19 protein-coding genes are annotated in these 15,329 nt (G+C 68.4%); 5 read left to right on the forward strand and 14 right to left on the reverse strand.

Going from position 1 to position 15,329, the window contains the following annotated elements:
* The first annotated feature begins 44 nt into the window (after nucleotides 1-44).
* Together ABVN73_RS02025 and ABVN73_RS02030 are read left to right on the forward strand one after the other, a co-directional pair.
* Nucleotides 45-281, forward strand: a complete 237-nt coding sequence (locus ABVN73_RS02025) for an AbrB/MazE/SpoVT family DNA-binding domain-containing protein (RefSeq protein ID WP_353858711.1) — start codon at nucleotides 45-47, stop codon at nucleotides 279-281.
* Nucleotides 271-597 (forward strand): type II toxin-antitoxin system PemK/MazF family toxin, encoded by a 327-nt coding sequence (locus ABVN73_RS02030; protein ID WP_353858712.1) that lies wholly within the window; start codon nucleotides 271-273, stop codon nucleotides 595-597. The genes ABVN73_RS02025 and ABVN73_RS02030 overlap by 11 nt, the downstream gene beginning before the upstream one ends.
* Nucleotides 598-738: 141 nt before the next feature.
* On the opposite strand, the gene ABVN73_RS02035 is transcribed toward ABVN73_RS02030, so the two are convergent.
* Both ABVN73_RS02035 and ABVN73_RS02040 read right to left on the reverse strand, forming a co-directional pair.
* Nucleotides 739-1,242, reverse strand: a complete 504-nt coding sequence (locus tag ABVN73_RS02035) for a hypothetical protein (RefSeq protein WP_353858713.1) — start codon at nucleotides 1,240-1,242, stop codon at nucleotides 739-741.
* 206 nt (nucleotides 1,243-1,448) lie between these two features.
* A complete protein-coding gene (locus tag ABVN73_RS02040; protein ID WP_353858714.1) occupies nucleotides 1,449-2,552 on the reverse strand; it encodes an alkene reductase in 1,104 nt (367 codons plus the stop codon).
* A 205-nt stretch (nucleotides 2,553-2,757) separates the two neighbouring features.
* Here ABVN73_RS02040 and ABVN73_RS02045 point away from each other — a divergent pair, with 205 nt between their 5' ends.
* Nucleotides 2,758-3,438 (forward strand): TetR/AcrR family transcriptional regulator, encoded by a 681-nt coding sequence (locus tag ABVN73_RS02045; RefSeq protein ID WP_353858715.1) that lies wholly within the window; start codon nucleotides 2,758-2,760, stop codon nucleotides 3,436-3,438.
* 6 nt (nucleotides 3,439-3,444) lie between these two features.
* Here the strand turns inward: ABVN73_RS02045 and rarD are convergent, their stop codons facing one another.
* The 7 genes from rarD to ABVN73_RS02080 form a co-directional block, all read right to left on the reverse strand.
* A complete protein-coding gene (gene rarD, locus ABVN73_RS02050) occupies nucleotides 3,445-4,434 on the reverse strand; it encodes an EamA family transporter RarD (RefSeq protein ID WP_353858716.1) in 990 nt (329 codons plus the stop codon).
* Nucleotides 4,435-4,534: 100 nt separating this feature from the next.
* Nucleotides 4,535-4,957, reverse strand: coding sequence for a hypothetical protein (locus tag ABVN73_RS02055; RefSeq protein ID WP_353858717.1), 423 nt, complete (start codon nucleotides 4,955-4,957; stop codon nucleotides 4,535-4,537).
* A 153-nt stretch (nucleotides 4,958-5,110) separates the two neighbouring features.
* Entirely contained in the window at nucleotides 5,111-5,452 is a 342-nt protein-coding gene (grxD, locus tag ABVN73_RS02060) for a Grx4 family monothiol glutaredoxin (protein WP_014239508.1), read from the reverse strand.
* A 48-nt stretch (nucleotides 5,453-5,500) separates the two neighbouring features.
* Entirely contained in the window at nucleotides 5,501-5,740 is a 240-nt protein-coding gene (locus tag ABVN73_RS02065) for a BolA family transcriptional regulator (protein WP_188260931.1), read from the reverse strand.
* A 322-nt stretch (nucleotides 5,741-6,062) separates the two neighbouring features.
* Entirely contained in the window at nucleotides 6,063-8,243 is a 2,181-nt protein-coding gene (gene purL, locus ABVN73_RS02070) for a phosphoribosylformylglycinamidine synthase subunit PurL (protein WP_353859446.1), read from the reverse strand.
* Between the two features lie 32 nt (nucleotides 8,244-8,275).
* Nucleotides 8,276-8,980, reverse strand: coding sequence for a phosphoribosylformylglycinamidine synthase subunit PurQ (purQ, locus tag ABVN73_RS02075; RefSeq protein WP_353858718.1), 705 nt, complete (start codon nucleotides 8,978-8,980; stop codon nucleotides 8,276-8,278).
* 198 nt (nucleotides 8,981-9,178) lie between these two features.
* Nucleotides 9,179-10,108 (reverse strand): LysR substrate-binding domain-containing protein, encoded by a 930-nt coding sequence (locus tag ABVN73_RS02080; protein WP_353858719.1) that lies wholly within the window; start codon nucleotides 10,106-10,108, stop codon nucleotides 9,179-9,181.
* Nucleotides 10,109-10,209: 101 nt separating this feature from the next.
* On the opposite strand from ABVN73_RS02080, the gene ABVN73_RS02085 reads away from it, so the two are divergent.
* The gene (locus tag ABVN73_RS02085) at nucleotides 10,210-11,385 is read left to right on the forward strand and encodes an MFS transporter (RefSeq protein WP_353858720.1); all 1,176 of its coding nucleotides are present in this window, start codon (nucleotides 10,210-10,212) and stop codon (nucleotides 11,383-11,385) included.
* 18 nt (nucleotides 11,386-11,403) lie between these two features.
* On the opposite strand, the gene ABVN73_RS02090 is transcribed toward ABVN73_RS02085, so the two are convergent.
* The 5 genes from ABVN73_RS02090 to ABVN73_RS02110 all read right to left on the reverse strand — a co-directional run bounded on the left by ABVN73_RS02090 (nucleotide 11,404) and on the right by ABVN73_RS02110 (nucleotide 14,782).
* Nucleotides 11,404-12,093, reverse strand: coding sequence for an MOSC domain-containing protein (locus ABVN73_RS02090; RefSeq protein ID WP_353858721.1), 690 nt, complete (start codon nucleotides 12,091-12,093; stop codon nucleotides 11,404-11,406).
* Nucleotides 12,090-12,725, reverse strand: coding sequence for a DNA-3-methyladenine glycosylase 2 family protein (locus ABVN73_RS02095; RefSeq protein ID WP_353858722.1), 636 nt, complete (start codon nucleotides 12,723-12,725; stop codon nucleotides 12,090-12,092). Before ABVN73_RS02095 ends, ABVN73_RS02090 begins: the two co-directional genes overlap by 4 nt.
* Nucleotides 12,726-12,817: 92 nt before the next feature.
* Nucleotides 12,818-13,060: a phosphoribosylformylglycinamidine synthase subunit PurS gene (purS, locus tag ABVN73_RS02100; RefSeq protein ID WP_038529315.1), complete on the reverse strand. Its 243-nt coding sequence runs from the start codon at nucleotides 13,058-13,060 to the stop codon at nucleotides 12,818-12,820.
* 46 nt (nucleotides 13,061-13,106) lie between these two features.
* The gene (purC, locus tag ABVN73_RS02105) at nucleotides 13,107-13,871 is read right to left on the reverse strand and encodes a phosphoribosylaminoimidazolesuccinocarboxamide synthase (RefSeq protein ID WP_014239519.1); all 765 of its coding nucleotides are present in this window, start codon (nucleotides 13,869-13,871) and stop codon (nucleotides 13,107-13,109) included.
* A gap of 116 nt (nucleotides 13,872-13,987) precedes the next feature.
* Complete coding sequence (locus ABVN73_RS02110) at nucleotides 13,988-14,782, reverse strand: NRDE family protein (protein WP_353858723.1); 795 nt, start codon at nucleotides 14,780-14,782, stop codon at nucleotides 13,988-13,990.
* A gap of 152 nt (nucleotides 14,783-14,934) precedes the next feature.
* Here ABVN73_RS02110 and ABVN73_RS02115 point away from each other — a divergent pair, with 152 nt between their 5' ends.
* Nucleotides 14,935-15,255 (forward strand): DUF1476 domain-containing protein, encoded by a 321-nt coding sequence (locus tag ABVN73_RS02115; protein ID WP_353858724.1) that lies wholly within the window; start codon nucleotides 14,935-14,937, stop codon nucleotides 15,253-15,255.
* Nucleotides 15,256-15,329: the final 74 nt, after the last annotated feature.

Genomic DNA, 15,329 nt, shown 5'->3' on the forward strand with positions numbered 1-15,329 from the left:
GGGCGGTCCTGGCGGCTGGTGCTACTGTCGTGGAGCACCGGGCGATGGAGACGGCAATGCACATCTCGCGGCTGGCCGCCGACAACAGGGCGCTGATTCCCCAGGACGTCCGCGACGCCTTGGGATTGAAGGAAGGCGACCCGATCCTGTTTTCCGTGAAGGACGGGCAGGCGGTGATCCGTAAGGCGCCCGTCGTCGATGCCGTTTATCTGAAAGCGCTGGAAGGCGGTCTGTCGGAATGGGCCTCGCCCGAGGACGACGAGGCGTTCGATGATCTTTGACCGCTGGTCCGTGGTGGCTCTACCCTTTCCTTTCACGGACCTCGGTACAGCCAAGCGACGGCCCGCGCTGGTTCTCTCATCGGCGGATTTCCAGCGGGCTCATGGTCACATCCTGTGTGGCATGGTCACGAGCGCTGCGCACAGCGCGTGGCCTTCGGATGTCGAACTGGCCGCTTATGCCGAGGCTGGTCTGAAGAAACCCTGCAAGTTCCGCTGCAAGCTTTCCACGCTTCAGGATGATCTGGTGCTCTATGGGCTCGGCATGCTGGCGGTTTTCACAGAAAAAAGCCTGAATCCTTGCGGGTCCCGGCCTTGAGGTGCGGGGATCGGGGCCCCCCGCGCGGGGGAGAGGGATCAGGCGTCGCCGTTTCCAGCGCCGGATAGTCGGTGTAGCCGTGGGCGTCGCTGCCGTAGTGGAAATGCCTAAGAGAGCATGCAAAGGCTTTCAAATGTGTCCTTAATCTTTGTAAAATTCATCGTCTGAAACTTGTTCAATTTCAACAACGCTTTTGCTTCCATGTATTCTGACTTCACGGATAACCGGGTACGATCCGTGACACCATTCTTCAAAACTGCTTCTGAATAGAATATTGGTATCCTTCTTTATCCGGGCCCACGCGGAAAATTGTCCACCGCACTCCCCCTGTGCAGTCCAGATTTCAGGAGAAGGTCTGACGGTGATCTGATAGGCGCCGCTGCTAAGGGTGCAGGTTCTTTCTGCGGTGGTTGCATGCATGAACCCATCATCTTTGTTCTCAACGTACAAAGTCCATGGGTCCCAATCGTCAGGTCCAAGTTCTTGGATCAATTTATCGCCTTCGGAGTTCCATGCTCCAACATACTTTAAGGACAGGGTATCATTTGCTTTATCGCAAGTGTACTTGACGGCGATTTGAAAATAATCGGCTTTTGCATTGGCGGCAAAAATGATAAAGGCAAATAAAAATACCAGATGTTTCATTTTATCGCATCCTGGCAATTTTCCCAAACTCAATATAAAAAAATGGTTATAAAAAGTCAATTTAATTTATGGAAATCACTTGGTTTAATGACCGGAACGAAAAACAACGAGTATTCGTGAGGAGAAGGATTGAAAAAAGCCGGAACCCTTGCGGGTCCCGGCCTTGAGGTGCGGGGATCGGGGGCAATCCCCGCGGGGGAGAGGGATCAGGCGTCGGCCGTTTCCAGCGCCGGATAGTCGGTGTAGCCGCGGGCGTCGCCGCCGTAGTAGCTGGCCTTGTCCGGCGTGTTCAGCGCGGCGTTGCGGCGGAAGCGCTCCGGCAGGTCCGGGTTGGCGATGAAGGGCTCGCCGAAGCTCACCGCGTCCGCCGCGCCGGCGGCGATGGCCGCCTCGGCCTGCTCCTTGCTGTAACCGCCGTTGATGATGAAGGGGCCCTTGAAGATCCGGCGTAGCTCCGCCGCGAGGTGCGGGGCGCCCTCCGGCGGCGCCATGTGGTGGCCCGGCTGGCCTTCGATGACGTGCAGGAAGGCGAGGCCGAAGGGGTTCAGCGCCTCGGTGACGTGGGTGTAGAGCGCCCGCGGGTCGCTGTCCGCCATGTCGTTGAAGGTGCCGGTCGGGGACAGCCGGACGCCGACCCGGCCGGGGCCGACGGCGGTGGCCACCGCGTCCACGATCTCCAGAAGGAAGCGTGCCCGGTTCTCCACGCCGCCGCCGTAGCGGTCGGTGCGCTTGTTGGTGCGATCGCGCAGGAACTGGTCGATCAGGTAGCCGTTGGCGCCGTGGATCTCAACCCCGTCCAGCCCGGCGTCGAACACCGCGCGCTTGGCGGCGTCGGCGAAGGCCTTGACCAGCCCGGGGATCTCGTCGGTCTCCAGGGCGCGCGGGGTGGGGAAGGGCACCAGGCCCTTGCTGGTGTAGGACTGGCCGGCGGCGGCGATCGCCGAGGGGGCGACCGGCAGGGCGCCGTTCGGCTGGAATTCCGTGTGGGAGATGCGGCCGACGTGCCAGAGCTGCGCGGCGATCAGCCCGCCCTTGGCGTGGACCTCTTCCGCGATGCACCGCCAGGCGAGCGTCTGCGCGTCGGTGTGGATGCCCGGCGTGCTGGGGTAGCCCTGGCCGGTGGCCGAGACCTGCGTCGCCTCGGTGATGATGAGGCCGGCGGAGGCGCGCTGCCCGTAATACTCGGCCATCAGCGACGTCGGGACGTTGCCCTCGCCCGCGCGGCTGCGGGTCATCGGCGCCATGATGACGCGGTTCGGCAGTTCCATGGAGCCAAGACGCAGCGGCGTGAACAGATCGGCGGTGGTCATGATGCGGTTGCCCTCTCGATGTGGCATCGGGTCCCAAGTTGGGGTGTCCCAAAGCGGGGTCCGGGGTTCCGCGGGTTGGGCGGCGCCCGGTATGTATGTGCGTACATACTTGCCAGCGCCATCCGGGCTTGTCAAGTATGCACGTGCATACCTATTATCATTTCAGCCGCCACTTCGATCGGCGGCCAGTGAGAGGGCCTGCATCGTGGACAAGACCGACACCCCGGCCACCGCCCCGGCGATCGACGACGGCTGTTGCGCCGGCGGGGCCGCCGGGACCGATATGCCCGCGCGTAAGCGCGACCGCGAGGCGACCAAGGGCGTCCTGCTCGACGCGGCCAAGATGGTGTTCGCCGAGCGCGGCTTCGACGCTGCGACCACGCGCGACATCGCCGGCCGGGCGGGCGTGAACGAGCAGCTGATCCAGCGCTATTTCTCGGGCAAGGCCGGCCTGCTGCTGGCCGTCGTCGAGCGCTACGGGCGCGAGGAGGGCAGCGGCTGCGCCATGCCGCCGCCCGGCGACGATCTGGAGGAGGATCTGGCGGCCTTCCTGCTGCACCAGCTCCGCCACGCCTGGAAGTGCCGCGATTTCACGCGGGTGATGCTGGCGCGCGCGCTGGTCGATCCGGACATCGCGAACGAGATGGCGCGCACCCTGTCGGAAAGCCGCATCCCCTGCCTGCTCAGCCGGCTGGAGATCTTCCGCGCGCGCGGGGCGATCGCGGCGGACGCCGACCTCGCCCACGTCGCGGCGGGGATCGCCACGCTCAGCTTCGGGCTGGGCTTCCTTGATCAGGTGGTGTTCGGGCGCTGCCCGGACCGCGTCAACGAGGTGGTGCGGACGCTCGCCCACACCATGGCCCACGGTCTCGCGCCGCGGGCCTGAGGCCCGTCAGTCGGCGCGGCAGGCGGCGGCGCGGGCCTGCTCGGCCCGGTTCTGTTCTGCCCTGGCCTCGGCGCGGGCGGCGCGGTGGGTGAACAGCGCGTCCGCCGAATAGAGCGCCAGCGCCACCCAGATGCACACGAAGGCCAGGAGGTGGGAAGTGGTGAAGGCCTCCCCATAGACCGCGACGCCGAGCAGCAGCTGCCCGGTCGGGCTGATGTATTGCAGGATGCCGATGGTCGACAGCTTCAGCCGGGCGGCGCCGACCATGAACAGCACCAGCGGGATGGCCGTCACCGGGCCGGTCAGGATGATCAGCAGGTCGGTGCCCAGCCCGTGCACGCCGAAATTCCCAAGCCCGTGGGCGCTCAGCCACAGCAGATAGGCGATGGCCGGCGGCACCAGCAGCACCGTTTCCACCAGCAGCCCGATCACCGGGTCGATGGCCGCCTTCTTGCGGACCAGCGCGTAGACACCGAAGGTCAAGGCCAGCGACAGCGCCACCCAGGGAACCTCGCCGTAGGACAGGACGAGGCTCAGCACGCCCGCCGCCGCGATCACGACCGCCACGCCCTGCCGCTTCGACAGCCGCTCCTGAAGGAAGGCCATGCCCAGCAGCACGTTGATGATCGGGTTGATGTAGTAGCCGAGGCTGGACTGCACCAAATGGCCGTTGTTCACGGCCCAGATGAAGATGGTCCAGTTGCTGCCGATCAGCGCCGTCGTCACCAGGAAGATGCCCAGCCGCCGCCAGCTTCCGACCCCGCGCAGGATGCCGGACAGGCCGCGCGTCGGCACCAGCCACAAGCCGACCAGCACAACGGTCCACAGCACCCGGTGGGCGACGACCTCCACCGCCCCGACGTTGCCGAGCTGCTTGAAGAAGATCGGCGCCAGCCCCCCCCAGATCAGGAAGGCGGTCAGGGCGGCGGCGAAGCCCAGGGTGGCGGGGTTGCGCCCGTCGGCCTGCGGCAAGGAGGGGGAGGGAGTCTGGGCCATGACTCCCCTTTACCATGCCCAAGAAATGGGCGATAGGAACGCCCCCTCATGCCCGCACTGCGCGCCGGGAATGCCGCATTTCCCGCAGGGGTTTTCCTGGTCAGCCCCCTCCGCCGCCTGCGGTCCCGCTTCCGCTGGGCACGCTGTTCCGGGGCATCGCGCCGGACGATCCCGACGATCCCCGGCCGATCGGGACGTTGGTGCCGACGCCCTCGTTGCGGACCAGCGCGCGGGCCTCGCGCAGCCGGTCCACGCAGCCGTCCGGATCGCCCTTGCCGGCGGCCGACCGCGCCTCGCCCAGCAGGCCGCGCAGCCGGTCCTTCTGCTCGCCGGTCAGGGCGGTGTGGTTTCGCCCGCCGGCCACCACCTTGTCGCCCAGAAACAGGTCGGAGAAGCGGGACACCTCGTCCCGGCAGGCGGTCAGCCGCTCCTGCTTCGGGACCGTTCCGTCCTGGCCCTGCGCCAGGGTGGGGAGGGTGATCAGAGCCAGCAGCGCCGCCGCTGGAAACACGCGCTTGTCCATGACCGGGTCTCCTTGTCCATGCCGAGTCCGTGCCGTCACCTCCGCGGATTCGCCGATGGAAAAACAGAGTCGGCCCGGCGCCTGTTCCGCCAAAGCAAAAGGGCCCCGCCGTGGCGGAGCCCTTTGTCACATCCCGTCGACGGGGATGGCCGATCAGGCGTTGGCGCCCGTTGCGACGCCCTTGTCGGCCAGCAGCGACTGCAGCTCGCCCGACTCGTACATCTCGCGCACGATGTCGCAGCCGCCGACCAGCTCGCCCTTGACGTAGAGCTGCGGGAAGGTCGGCCAGTTCGAGTAGTCCTTCAGCCCCTGGCGCAGGCCCGGGTCCTCCAGGATGTTGATGCCCTTGAACTTCACGCCGACGGTGCTGAGCACCTGGACGACGGCGGCGGAGAAGCCGCACTGCGGGAAGACGGGCGTGCCCTTCATGTACAGCACGACATCGTTGCCCTTGATGTCCTGCTCGATGCGATCCTTGACGTTCTGGTCAACCATGTCTCTCGGCCTTCTTACGATGTCATCGTGTCGTGGGGGGATGCCGTCCTACGCGCCTTCCGGCACGGCGGTGGTCAGGGCCAGGGCGTGCAGCTCCCCGCCCATCTTGCCCTGGAGGGCGGCGTAGACCATCTGGTGCTGCTGCACGCGCGACTTGCCCTTGAAGGCGGCGGAGGTGACCAGCGCGGCGTAATGGTCGCCGTCGCCGCGCAGGTCGGCGATCTCCACCGTCGCGTCCGGGATGCCTTCCCTGATGAGCTTTTCGATCACCGCGGCTTCCATCGCCATGGCCGTCATCCTGTTCCGTCAAACCCTGCCCATGCGGGCGCTGCCCGTATAATTAGGCGGAGCGGCCGGGTTTGTCACCGGAGAAGCGACAACATTCCGCGGTGCGAAGGGTTTGGTGGTGCTTGCCCCCTCAAGCCTTGCCCCCTCCCTAGCCCTCCCCCGCTTCGCAGGGGAGGGGACTGATCTCCCTCTCCTGCGAAGCGGGGGAGGGAAGGGGCCCGCGGCGCAGCCGTGGGAAGGGCGGGGGCAAGACTCCGCCCCAAAACGAAAAGGCCGGGCGATCACCCGGCCTTCCGTTTCTCAAACCCTCAATCGCGTCCGATCACTCGGCGGCGGCCATGTAGCCGGGCAGCCAGGCCTCGTTGGCCTTCTTCAGGCGGGCGATGGTGATCGCCTCGCCGCCACGGCCGGTCAGGGCGGTGCCGTTCGTCTTGCCGAGCACGCTCACCGGCACGCCGGCGGCCTTGGCCTTCTCCTGCACCGCGGCGGCCTTGTCGGCGCGGACGGCCAGGACGTAGCGGCCCTGGTCCTCGCCGAACAGGGTGCCGGCGTCCGCACCGTCGAGGCCCGACAGATTGGCGCCGATGCCGCCGGCCATGGCCATCTCGGCCACGGTGACCAGCAGGCCGCCGTCCTGGATGTCGTGGCTCGACACCACCAGACCCTCGGCGATCAGGCCGCGGACGAACTCGCCGTTGCGGCGCTCCACCGCCAGATCGACCGGGGGCGGCGGGCCGTCCTCGCGGCCCAGGATCTCCCGCAGGTAGAGCGACTGGCCGAGATGGCCGGTGCCCTCGCCGACGAGCAGGATGGTGTCGCCCTCGTTCCGGAAGGCGATGCCGACGGCGATCATGGCGTCCGGCAGCAGGCCCACGGCGCCGATGGCCGGGGTCGGCAGGATCGCCTCGCCGTTGGTCTCGTTGTAGAGCGAGACGTTGCCCGACACGACCGGGAAGTCCAGCGCGCGGCAGGCGTCGGCCATGCCCTGGATGGCGCCGACGAACTGGCCCATGATCCGCGGCTTCTCGGGGTTGCCGAAGTTCATGTTGTCGGTGACGGCCAGCGGCAGGGCGCCGACGGCGGACAGGTTGCGGTAGGCCTCGGCCACCGCCTGGGCGCCGCCGCGCACCGGGTCGGCGAGGCAGTAGCGCGGGGTGCAGTCGGTGGTGACGGCGATGCCCTTGCTCTGGCCGGGCAGCCGCACCACGCCCGCGTCGGCCTGACCGGACATGAAGCGGGTGTCGCCGTTCACGAGGCTGTCATACTGCTCCCAGATCCAGCGCTTGGACGCCTGATCGGGGCAGGACATGATTTTTTCCAGGATGTCGCCCAGCGACTTGTCGGCCGGCAGGGCGCGCACAGCGTCCTCCAGCTCCGCGGCGGCCGGGGTCGGCTCCCACGGGCGGTCGTAGAGCGGTGAGGCGTTGGACACCGGCGCGATCGGCATGTCGCACCAGGTCTGGCCGTGCATCTTGATGACCAGCTTGCCGGTGTCGGTCAGCGTGCCGATCACGGCGAAGTCGAGTTCCCACTTGTCGAAGATCGCCTTGGCGACCTCCTCGCGGCCCGGCTTCAGGATGATCAGCATGCGCTCCTGGCTTTCGGAGAGCATGATCTCGTAGGGGGTCATCCCCTCCTCGCGCATCGGCACGTCGTCGAGCACCAGCTCGATGCCGAGTCCGCCCTTGCCGGCCATCTCGACCGAGGAGGAGGTGAGGCCGGCCGCGCCCATGTCCTGGATGGCGACGATGGCGTCCGTCTCCATCAGCTCCAGGCAGGCTTCGATCAGCAGCTTCTCGGTGAAGGGGTCGCCGACCTGCACGGTCGGGCGCTTCTCCTCCGAATCCTCGCTGAACTCGGCCGACGCCATGGTCGCGCCGTGGATGCCGTCGCGGCCCGTCTTGGAGCCGACATACACCACCGGGTTGCCGACGCCGGCGGCGGCCGAATAGAAGATCCGGTCGGCCTTGGCCACGCCCACGGTCATCGCGTTGACCAGGATGTTGCCGTTGTAGGCCGGGTGGAAGTTGGTCTCGCCGCCGATCGTCGGCACGCCGACGCAGTTGCCGTAATGGGCGATGCCGGCCACCACGCCCGACACCAGATGGCGGGTCTTGGGATGCTCGGGCGCGCCGAAGCGCAGCGCGTTCATGTTCGCGATGGGCCGCGCGCCCATGGTGAACACGTCGCGCAGGATGCCGCCCACGCCCGTCGCCGCGCCCTGGAAGGGCTCGATGTAGGACGGGTGGTTGTGGCTCTCCATCTTGAAGATGATGGCGTCGCCGTCGCCGGCATCGACCACGCCGGCGTTCTCGCCGGGGCCGCAGATGACCTGCGGGCCGGTGGTCGGCAGCGTCATCAGCCACTTCTTCGACGACTTGTAGGAGCAATGCTCCGACCACATCACCGAGATGATGCCCAGTTCCGTGTAGGTCGGCTTGCGCCCCAGGATCTCCAGGGCGTTGTTGTATTCCCCTTCGGACAGGCCGAACTCGCGGGCCATCTCCAGGGAGACATCGGGCTGCTGCGCGGTGGTCACGACAGGGCCTCCACCAGACCGTCGAACATGGGCTTGCCGTCGGTGTTGCCATGGAAGGCGGACACCGCGTCCTCGGGGTGCGGCATCAGGCCGAGCACGGTGCGCTTGGCGTTGAAGATGCCGGCGATGTTGTCCAGCGAACCGTTCGGGTTCCAGTCGTTCCGGTTCCAGCGCGGGTCGGCGCTGCCCTCGTCGCTGACGTAGCGGAAGGCCACCTGGCCCTCGCCGTCCAGACGCTTCACCGTCTCGGCGTCGGTCCAGTAGTTGCCGTCGCCGTGCGCCACCGGATAGCGGACGATCTGGCCCTTGCGGTACTTGGCCGTGAAGGGGCTGTCCGTGTTCTCCACCCGCAGGTGCACCGTGCGGCAGATGAACTTCAGCTTGGCGTTGCGCATCAGCGCGCCGGGCAGCAGCCCCGCCTCGGTGATGATCTGGAAGCCGTTGCAGATGCCGAGCACCCGCACGCCCTGATCGGCCCGCGCCTTGACCTCGCGCATGATCGGCGAGTGCGCCGCCATGGCGCCGGAGCGCAGATAGTCGCCATAGGAGAAGCCGCCCGGCACGAGGATGAGATCGACCTTGGGCAGTTCGGTGTCGCGGTGCCAGACCAGATGCGGCTTGGTTCCGCTGGCGGCCTCCAGCGCGGCGACGGCGTCGCGTTCGCGGTTGGAGCCGGGGAAAACGATGACGGCGGCCTTCATGGGGCTTGGAAAATCCGGCGTCGTGGGGGGAACGGTTCGAGGCCGGACACTAAAGGCCCCGCCCCGCCAAAGCAAGGGCAAGGACCCATCCCGCAAAGCGAAACCCCTCTCCCGCCCCGGGAGAGGGAGGGGCCCGCCGCTTGCGGCGGGAGGGTGAGGGTGCCGTCAAGGATCAGTGCCTTGATCCTCGCAGGACCCTCACCCGGCGCCTTCGGCGCCACCCTCTCCCGGGGCGGGAGAGGGATTGGCGGACGTCATGGCCTGCTCGCGCAGCCAATCGGGAAAGGCCGGCGCCTCGGTGTGGCCGCGCTGGCGGCTTTCCAGCAGGTAATAATGTCCGGACACCACCCCCTCGGCCCCCAGCGGCGCGGTCAGCCGCCCGGTCTCCAGCGGGCGTTCCACGAACAGCCGCGGCACGATGGCGACGCCCAGCCCGTCTTCCGCCGCCTGGATGGCGAAGTAGGTGTGGTCCACCTCCATCCGGCTGCGGAAGGCGTCCAGCTCCAGCCCGTGCGCCGTGCTCCAGGCCGGCAGCAGGTCGGCGCGGGCGCGGATGGTGATGACCGTCCGGCGGGTCAGGTCGGCGGGGCCGCGCAGCGTCTCCAACCCCGGCAGGGACGGGCTGCACACCGGCACGCAATGCTCGCGCATCAGCGGCAGCGGCTTCAGCCCGGCGAAATGGGCGGGGTCGCGGCGGATGGCGTAGTCGAAGGGCCGGCTGGTGTCGATCGGGCCGGGGGCGGTGGACAGCGACACCGCCAGCTCCGGGAAGCGCTGCTGGAACAGGGGCAGGCGCGGCAGCAGCCAGTGCATGGCGAAGGTTGGGATGCAGTCCACCCGCAGCGTCCGCCGCCCGTCGCCGTCGAGCAGCGTGTCGGTCGCCTGCTGGATCTCGGTGAACAGATCGGCGATGCGGGTGAAGTAGCGCGCCCCGGCCTCGGTCAGCCGGACCTGCCGCTGGCTGCGGTCGAACAGGGGAATGCCGAGGAAGAATTCCAGGCTGCGGATCTGGCGGCTGACCGCGCCGGGGGTGACGTTCAGCTCCTCCGCGGCGAGGCGGAAGCTGGAATGGCGGGCGGCGGCGACGAAGGCCCGCAGGGCGTTCAGCGGCGGAAAGCGGGAGGACATCCGTTGAGTTTTTCTCACCGGTCGGCGGAAGACAAGTCGTTTGTCGGTTTCCTACCGGCTGGCTAGGGTGCCTGCCGCTTTCCGTCGTCTCCTGGTCCGTCATGTCGCACATCACCCGCCGGCTGGTCTGGTTCCTCGGCGTCTCGCAGCTCCTGTGCTGGGGCATCTCCTATTACCTGATCGCCATCTTCGGGAATCCCATGGCCGCCGATCTGGGCCTGAGCCTGCCGGTGGCCTTCGGCGGATTCACGGCGGCGCTGCTGGTCATGGGGGTAGTGTCGGGCAGCGTCGGGCGGGCCATCGACCGCTGGGGCGGGCGCCCGGTGATGGTCGTCGGCTCGCTGCTGACGGCGGCGGGCTGCCTGGGGCTGGCCTCCTCGACGGGGCTGTTGAGCTACTACGCCTCCTGGCTGGTGCTGGGGCTGGCGATGCGGGCGAGCCTGTACGAGGCGGCCTTCGCCGCCCTGGCCCGGCTGGGCGGCCCGCTGGCGCGGGTGCCGATCTCGCAGATCACGCTGCTGGGCGGGCTGGCCTCGACGGTGCTGTGGCCGGTGGGGCAGGCGATGGCCGACGCCTGGGGCTGGCGCGGCGCGCTGGTCGCCTACGCGGTCATCGCGCTTCTGACCATCCCGCTGCACGCCGCCATCCCGTCCGACCGCTACGTGCGGCCGGCGGCGCCCGCCGGAACGGAGCCCTCCGGTCCCATGGACCCGCGGCGGCGGACCTGGGTGGCGCCGCTGTTCTACATGGTGATGACCACGGCGGTGGGGGTGCTGACCTCGGCGATGTCGGCGCACATGATCGGCATCCTGGTCGGGCTGGGGGCGGCGCCCGCGGCGGCGGTGTGGATTTCCACGGTGCGCGGCGTCGGCCAGTCCTCGGCCCGGCTGTGCGAGGTGATGTCCGGCGGCCGCCTGCATCCCGCCTCCCTGGCGCTGATCGCCTGCGGCCTGCCGCTGCCCGGTTTCATCATCGGCCTGTGGAGCGGCGAGACGCTGGCCGCGGGCGTCGCCTTCTCGCTGCTGTTCGGGGCGGGGGCCGGGCTGGCGACCATCGTGCGCGGCACGCTGCCGCTGGTGCTGTTCGACCCGCAGAGCTACGGCCGGACGGTCGGGCGGCTGCTCGTGCCGAGCTTCTACGCCGCCGCCCTGGCGCCCATGGGCTACGCGGTGATCATCGAGCGGTCGGGGGAGACGGCGGCGCTTCTGCTCTCCGCCGTCCTGGCGCTGGTGGCGGTGGGCGCTGCGGGCGTGCTGTGGGCGACCGCCCGCCGCTGAGGGATCCGTCTCCGCCGTTCAGTCTCCGCCGTTCAGGCGCTTGCTCCAATCCTCGACGCCCTGCGTCAGCCGGCGCTCGGCCAGCGTGCGCCAGGTCTGGGCGAGCACGGGCAGGGAGGCCATCTCGGCCAGCGCCTCGCGGTTCTGCGTGTCCACGTAGAGGAGGTGCAGCAGCCGGGCGAGCGTCCATTGCGGGTAGGGCCGCTCCACCAGGGCCAGCCGGTCGCCGGGGCCGATCACGCCGGGTTCCGGCACGCGATAGTACCAGCCGGTGCGCCCGGTGGTCTGGACGCGCTTGGCCATGTCGGGCACGGCGAAGCGGTGGTTCAGCTTCCAGCAGGGCTGGCGGGCCTGGGCGACCTCCAGGAGGGCGGTGCCGGCGCGGAAGCGGTCGCCGACGCAGACGTCGGCCTCGGTCAGGCCGAGCGTCGCGATGTTCTCGCCGAAGGCGCCGGGCTGGCCGAGCAGCGGCACCTCCCCGCCCAGCTCGTCCCGCCACGCCGGGTGGTGGTCCAGCGGGTAGTGGTGGATGGCCTTGTCCGGCCCGCCATGGACGCGGCGGTCGGCCTGCTCGTCGTCCAGGAAACCCTCGGGGCCGACCGCGCGCGGGCCGTCCACCGGGGACTTGGCGATGGCGCTGGTCCGCCCCGGCGGTCCGAAGGCGGCGACCTTGCCGACGAGGACGGCGGTAATGGTGGTTTCGGTCACGGTTTCTTCTTTCCTTTGGCCGTCTTCAGGGCTCTGGCCTGTTCCTGCAGGGCCACGTAATGGTGCCAGACGAGCTGAGCGGCGAGGCTGCGGTGCGGGCGCCAGGGCTCGGCGACGGCGAGGAGCTGCGCCTGGGTCGGCTTCTCCGCCCAGCCCTTCAGCCGCTGCACGCCGAGCTGGATGGCGAGGTCGCCGACCGGCCAGATGTCCGGCCGGCCGAGCGCCATCATCAGGTAAATCTCGGCGGTCCAGCGCCCGATGCCCTTCAGCGCGACCAGGGCGGCGATGGCCTCCTCGTCGTCCATTTGGTGAATGGCGTCGAAGTCCAGCCGCCCGTCCGCGACCGTCTGGGCCAGCCCGCGGGCGTAGCCGATCTTCTGGCGCGACAGGCCGCAGGCCCGCAGGTCCTCGTCGGGCAGGGCCAGGATGGCGTCGGGCGTCACCACCCCGACCATGGCTTGCAGCTTGGCCCACAGCGCCGCGGCGACCGTGGTGGAGAGCTGCTGCTCGATGATCAGGCAGAGCAGGCCGGAGAAGCCGTCCGGGCGGCGGAAGTCGCGCACCGTCGGGCCGCCGACGCGCAGGGATTCGGCGAAGATGGGATCGAGCGCGGAGAGATGGTCGATGGACATGGTCGAACGAAAATGGGGGATGCGCAGCGGTTGCGCATCCCCCATTTTCCGACAGGCAGGATTGAGCGGAGGCGGCCTCAGGCCACCAACTCTCAGGCCACCAGCTCGATCGCGTAGTCCTCGATCACGGTGTTGGCCAGCAGCTTGGTGCACATGGCCTCGACCTCCTTGCGGGCGGCGGCCTCGTCGGTGCTCTTCAGCTGAAGCTCGATGACCTTGCCGGCGCGGACGTCCTCGACGCCGTCGAAGCCCAGCGTGTGCAGCGCGTGCGCGATGGCCTTGCCCTGGGGGTCGAGAACGCCGCGCTTGAGGGTGACGTGAACCTTCGCCTTCATCGGATGTCCGCTCGCTTGATGGTGCTGATGGGTTGGGGAAAACGGATTATTGGACGGTCTTGGGACCCTTGACGTCCACCGGGCCGCCTTCGGGCAGGATGCCGAGGCGCCGGGCGACCTCCTGGTAGGCCTCCTCGACCTGACCGAGGTCCTGGCGGAAGCGGTCCTTGTCCAGCTTCTCGTTGGTCTTGATGTCCCACAGGCGGCAGTTGTCGGGGCTGATCTCGTCGGCCAGCACGATGCGCATCTCCTCGTTCTCCCACAGCCGGCCGAACTCCAGCTTGAAGTCCACCAGCCGCAGGCCGATGCCGAGGAAGAGGCCCGACAGATAGTCGTTCACACGGAGCGACAGCGCCACCATGTCGTCGAGGTCCTGCGGAGCCGCCCAGCCGAAGGCCGTGATGTGCTCCTCGGTGACCATGGGATTGTTCAGCTCGTCGGACTTGTAATAATACTCGATGATCGAGCGCGGCAGCGGGGTCCCCTCGGGGATGCCGAAGCGCTTGGACAGCGAGCCGGCGGCGGTGTTGCGCACGACCAGCTCGATGGGGATGATCTCGACCTCGCGAACCAGCTGCTCGCGCATGTTCAGGCGGCGCACGAAGTGCGTCGGCACGCCGATTTCCGACAAACGGCTCATCAGGTATTCGGAGATGCGGTTGTTCAGCACCCCCTTGCCGGTGATGATGCCCTTCTTCTGGTTGTTGAAGGCGGTCGCGTCGTCCTTGAAGTACTGCACCAGCGTGCCCGGCTCCGGACCTTCGAACAGGACCTTCGCCTTGCCTTCGTAGATGCGCCGACGTCGTGTCATGAGAGATCGTCCAAAAACGTGTAGCCTGGGCCGATGGGGGACCGGTCCAGGGGATATGCACGAGTGATATAGCAAGCTGGCCCAGGGAACACAATGCGCGGGGTCCGCGTCCACACCTACCCTAAGGAGACCGGCCCGAAGGAGACGGGCTGCCACGGCGCCTCGTGCGGCCGGCCGGCGGCGAAGTGCCAGACCGGGTCGAGGTCCGGGCGCTCCACGGCGGGCAGGGCGATCAGCGCGCTCGACACCGTGCCGAAGCCGGTGGGCAGCAGGAAGTTCATCGCCCCGCGCTCGCCGCGCTCGCCGTCGTCCCAGATGCGGCTCGCCAGCAGCTCCGGCCAGCCGCCCCACCGGTCCTTCGCCTCTCCCCGCTCCGGGTCGGGCGGTGCCGCGTGCTGGAAGAGGGGCAGATACTGGGCCTGCCGCGGGTCCTCCGCCACGTCGTCCAGGTCGCTGGCGGTGACCATGTGCACGCCCTCGGGGATTTCGATCACCTCCGGGCGGTTGCGCGGGGAAGGGCCGCGGTGGACCAGCAGCCGGGCGTCGCGGTTGTCGGCGATCAGCAGGTTGAAGGGGCGGTAGGCCCGCGTGTCGAGCTGCGCCATGGCCTCCGCCGCCTCCGCCGCGTCGGCGAAGTCCAGCGCGTCCAGCACCAGCTCGCCGCGGGAGCGCTTTCCGGCCTCCGGCCCCAGCGTGCCCATGCGGTTCAGCACGGCGGCCACGACGCCCTCGTCGTTCATGCCCAACCAGGAGCCGCCGGCCAGCTCGTCCAGCCCGGCGACGACGTTGGGGCGGTCGGGCCAGTGGCGCGCCGGCGCCTTCCAGGGCCGCCCGGCCATCTCGTCGCGGTTGGCGCCCAGGATCAGGGGCCACGTTGCGTCCGGTCGTCGCAGGAGGATCACGCTGCACATGGGGAATCTTGCCTTCCGCTTCCCTCTTGGGTATGTCGCCGCACGCCGGATTCGCCGATTGGCCGGTGGGTGGGGGCGATGACGACGCCCGGCACACCGGCTATATAGTCTTGTATCTGGGAGCGCAAAACCAATCCAAGGAGCCGGGTCCCATGACGACCTTCGACGAGCGCGAGAGGGCCTTCGAGAACAAGTTCCAGCATGACCAGGACCTGCTCTTCAGGATCCGCGCGCGCCGCGACCGGCTGGCGGGACTCTGGGCCGCGGGCCTGCTGGGCCTGACCGGGGGCGAGGCCGACGCCTATGTCCGCCAGATCATCGACGCGGACATTTCGGCCGTCGGTCCGCACGACGTCCGCGACCGTCTGGCCGCCGACCTGCACGCCAAGGGCGTCGACATCTCCGACCACCGCGTGGAGAAGGAGCTGGCCCGCCTGCTGGACGTCGCCCGCCAGCAGGTGCACGCGGAGTAGAGTTGTCGGGTGGGGGAGGTCATTGCCCCCTCCCTGACCCTCCCCCGCTTTCGCAGGGGAGGGGATTGAAGTCC

The organism is Azospirillum formosense (genome assembly GCF_040500525.1).
In the GTDB taxonomy this organism is placed as follows: Bacteria; Pseudomonadota; Alphaproteobacteria; order Azospirillales; family Azospirillaceae; genus Azospirillum; species Azospirillum formosense_A.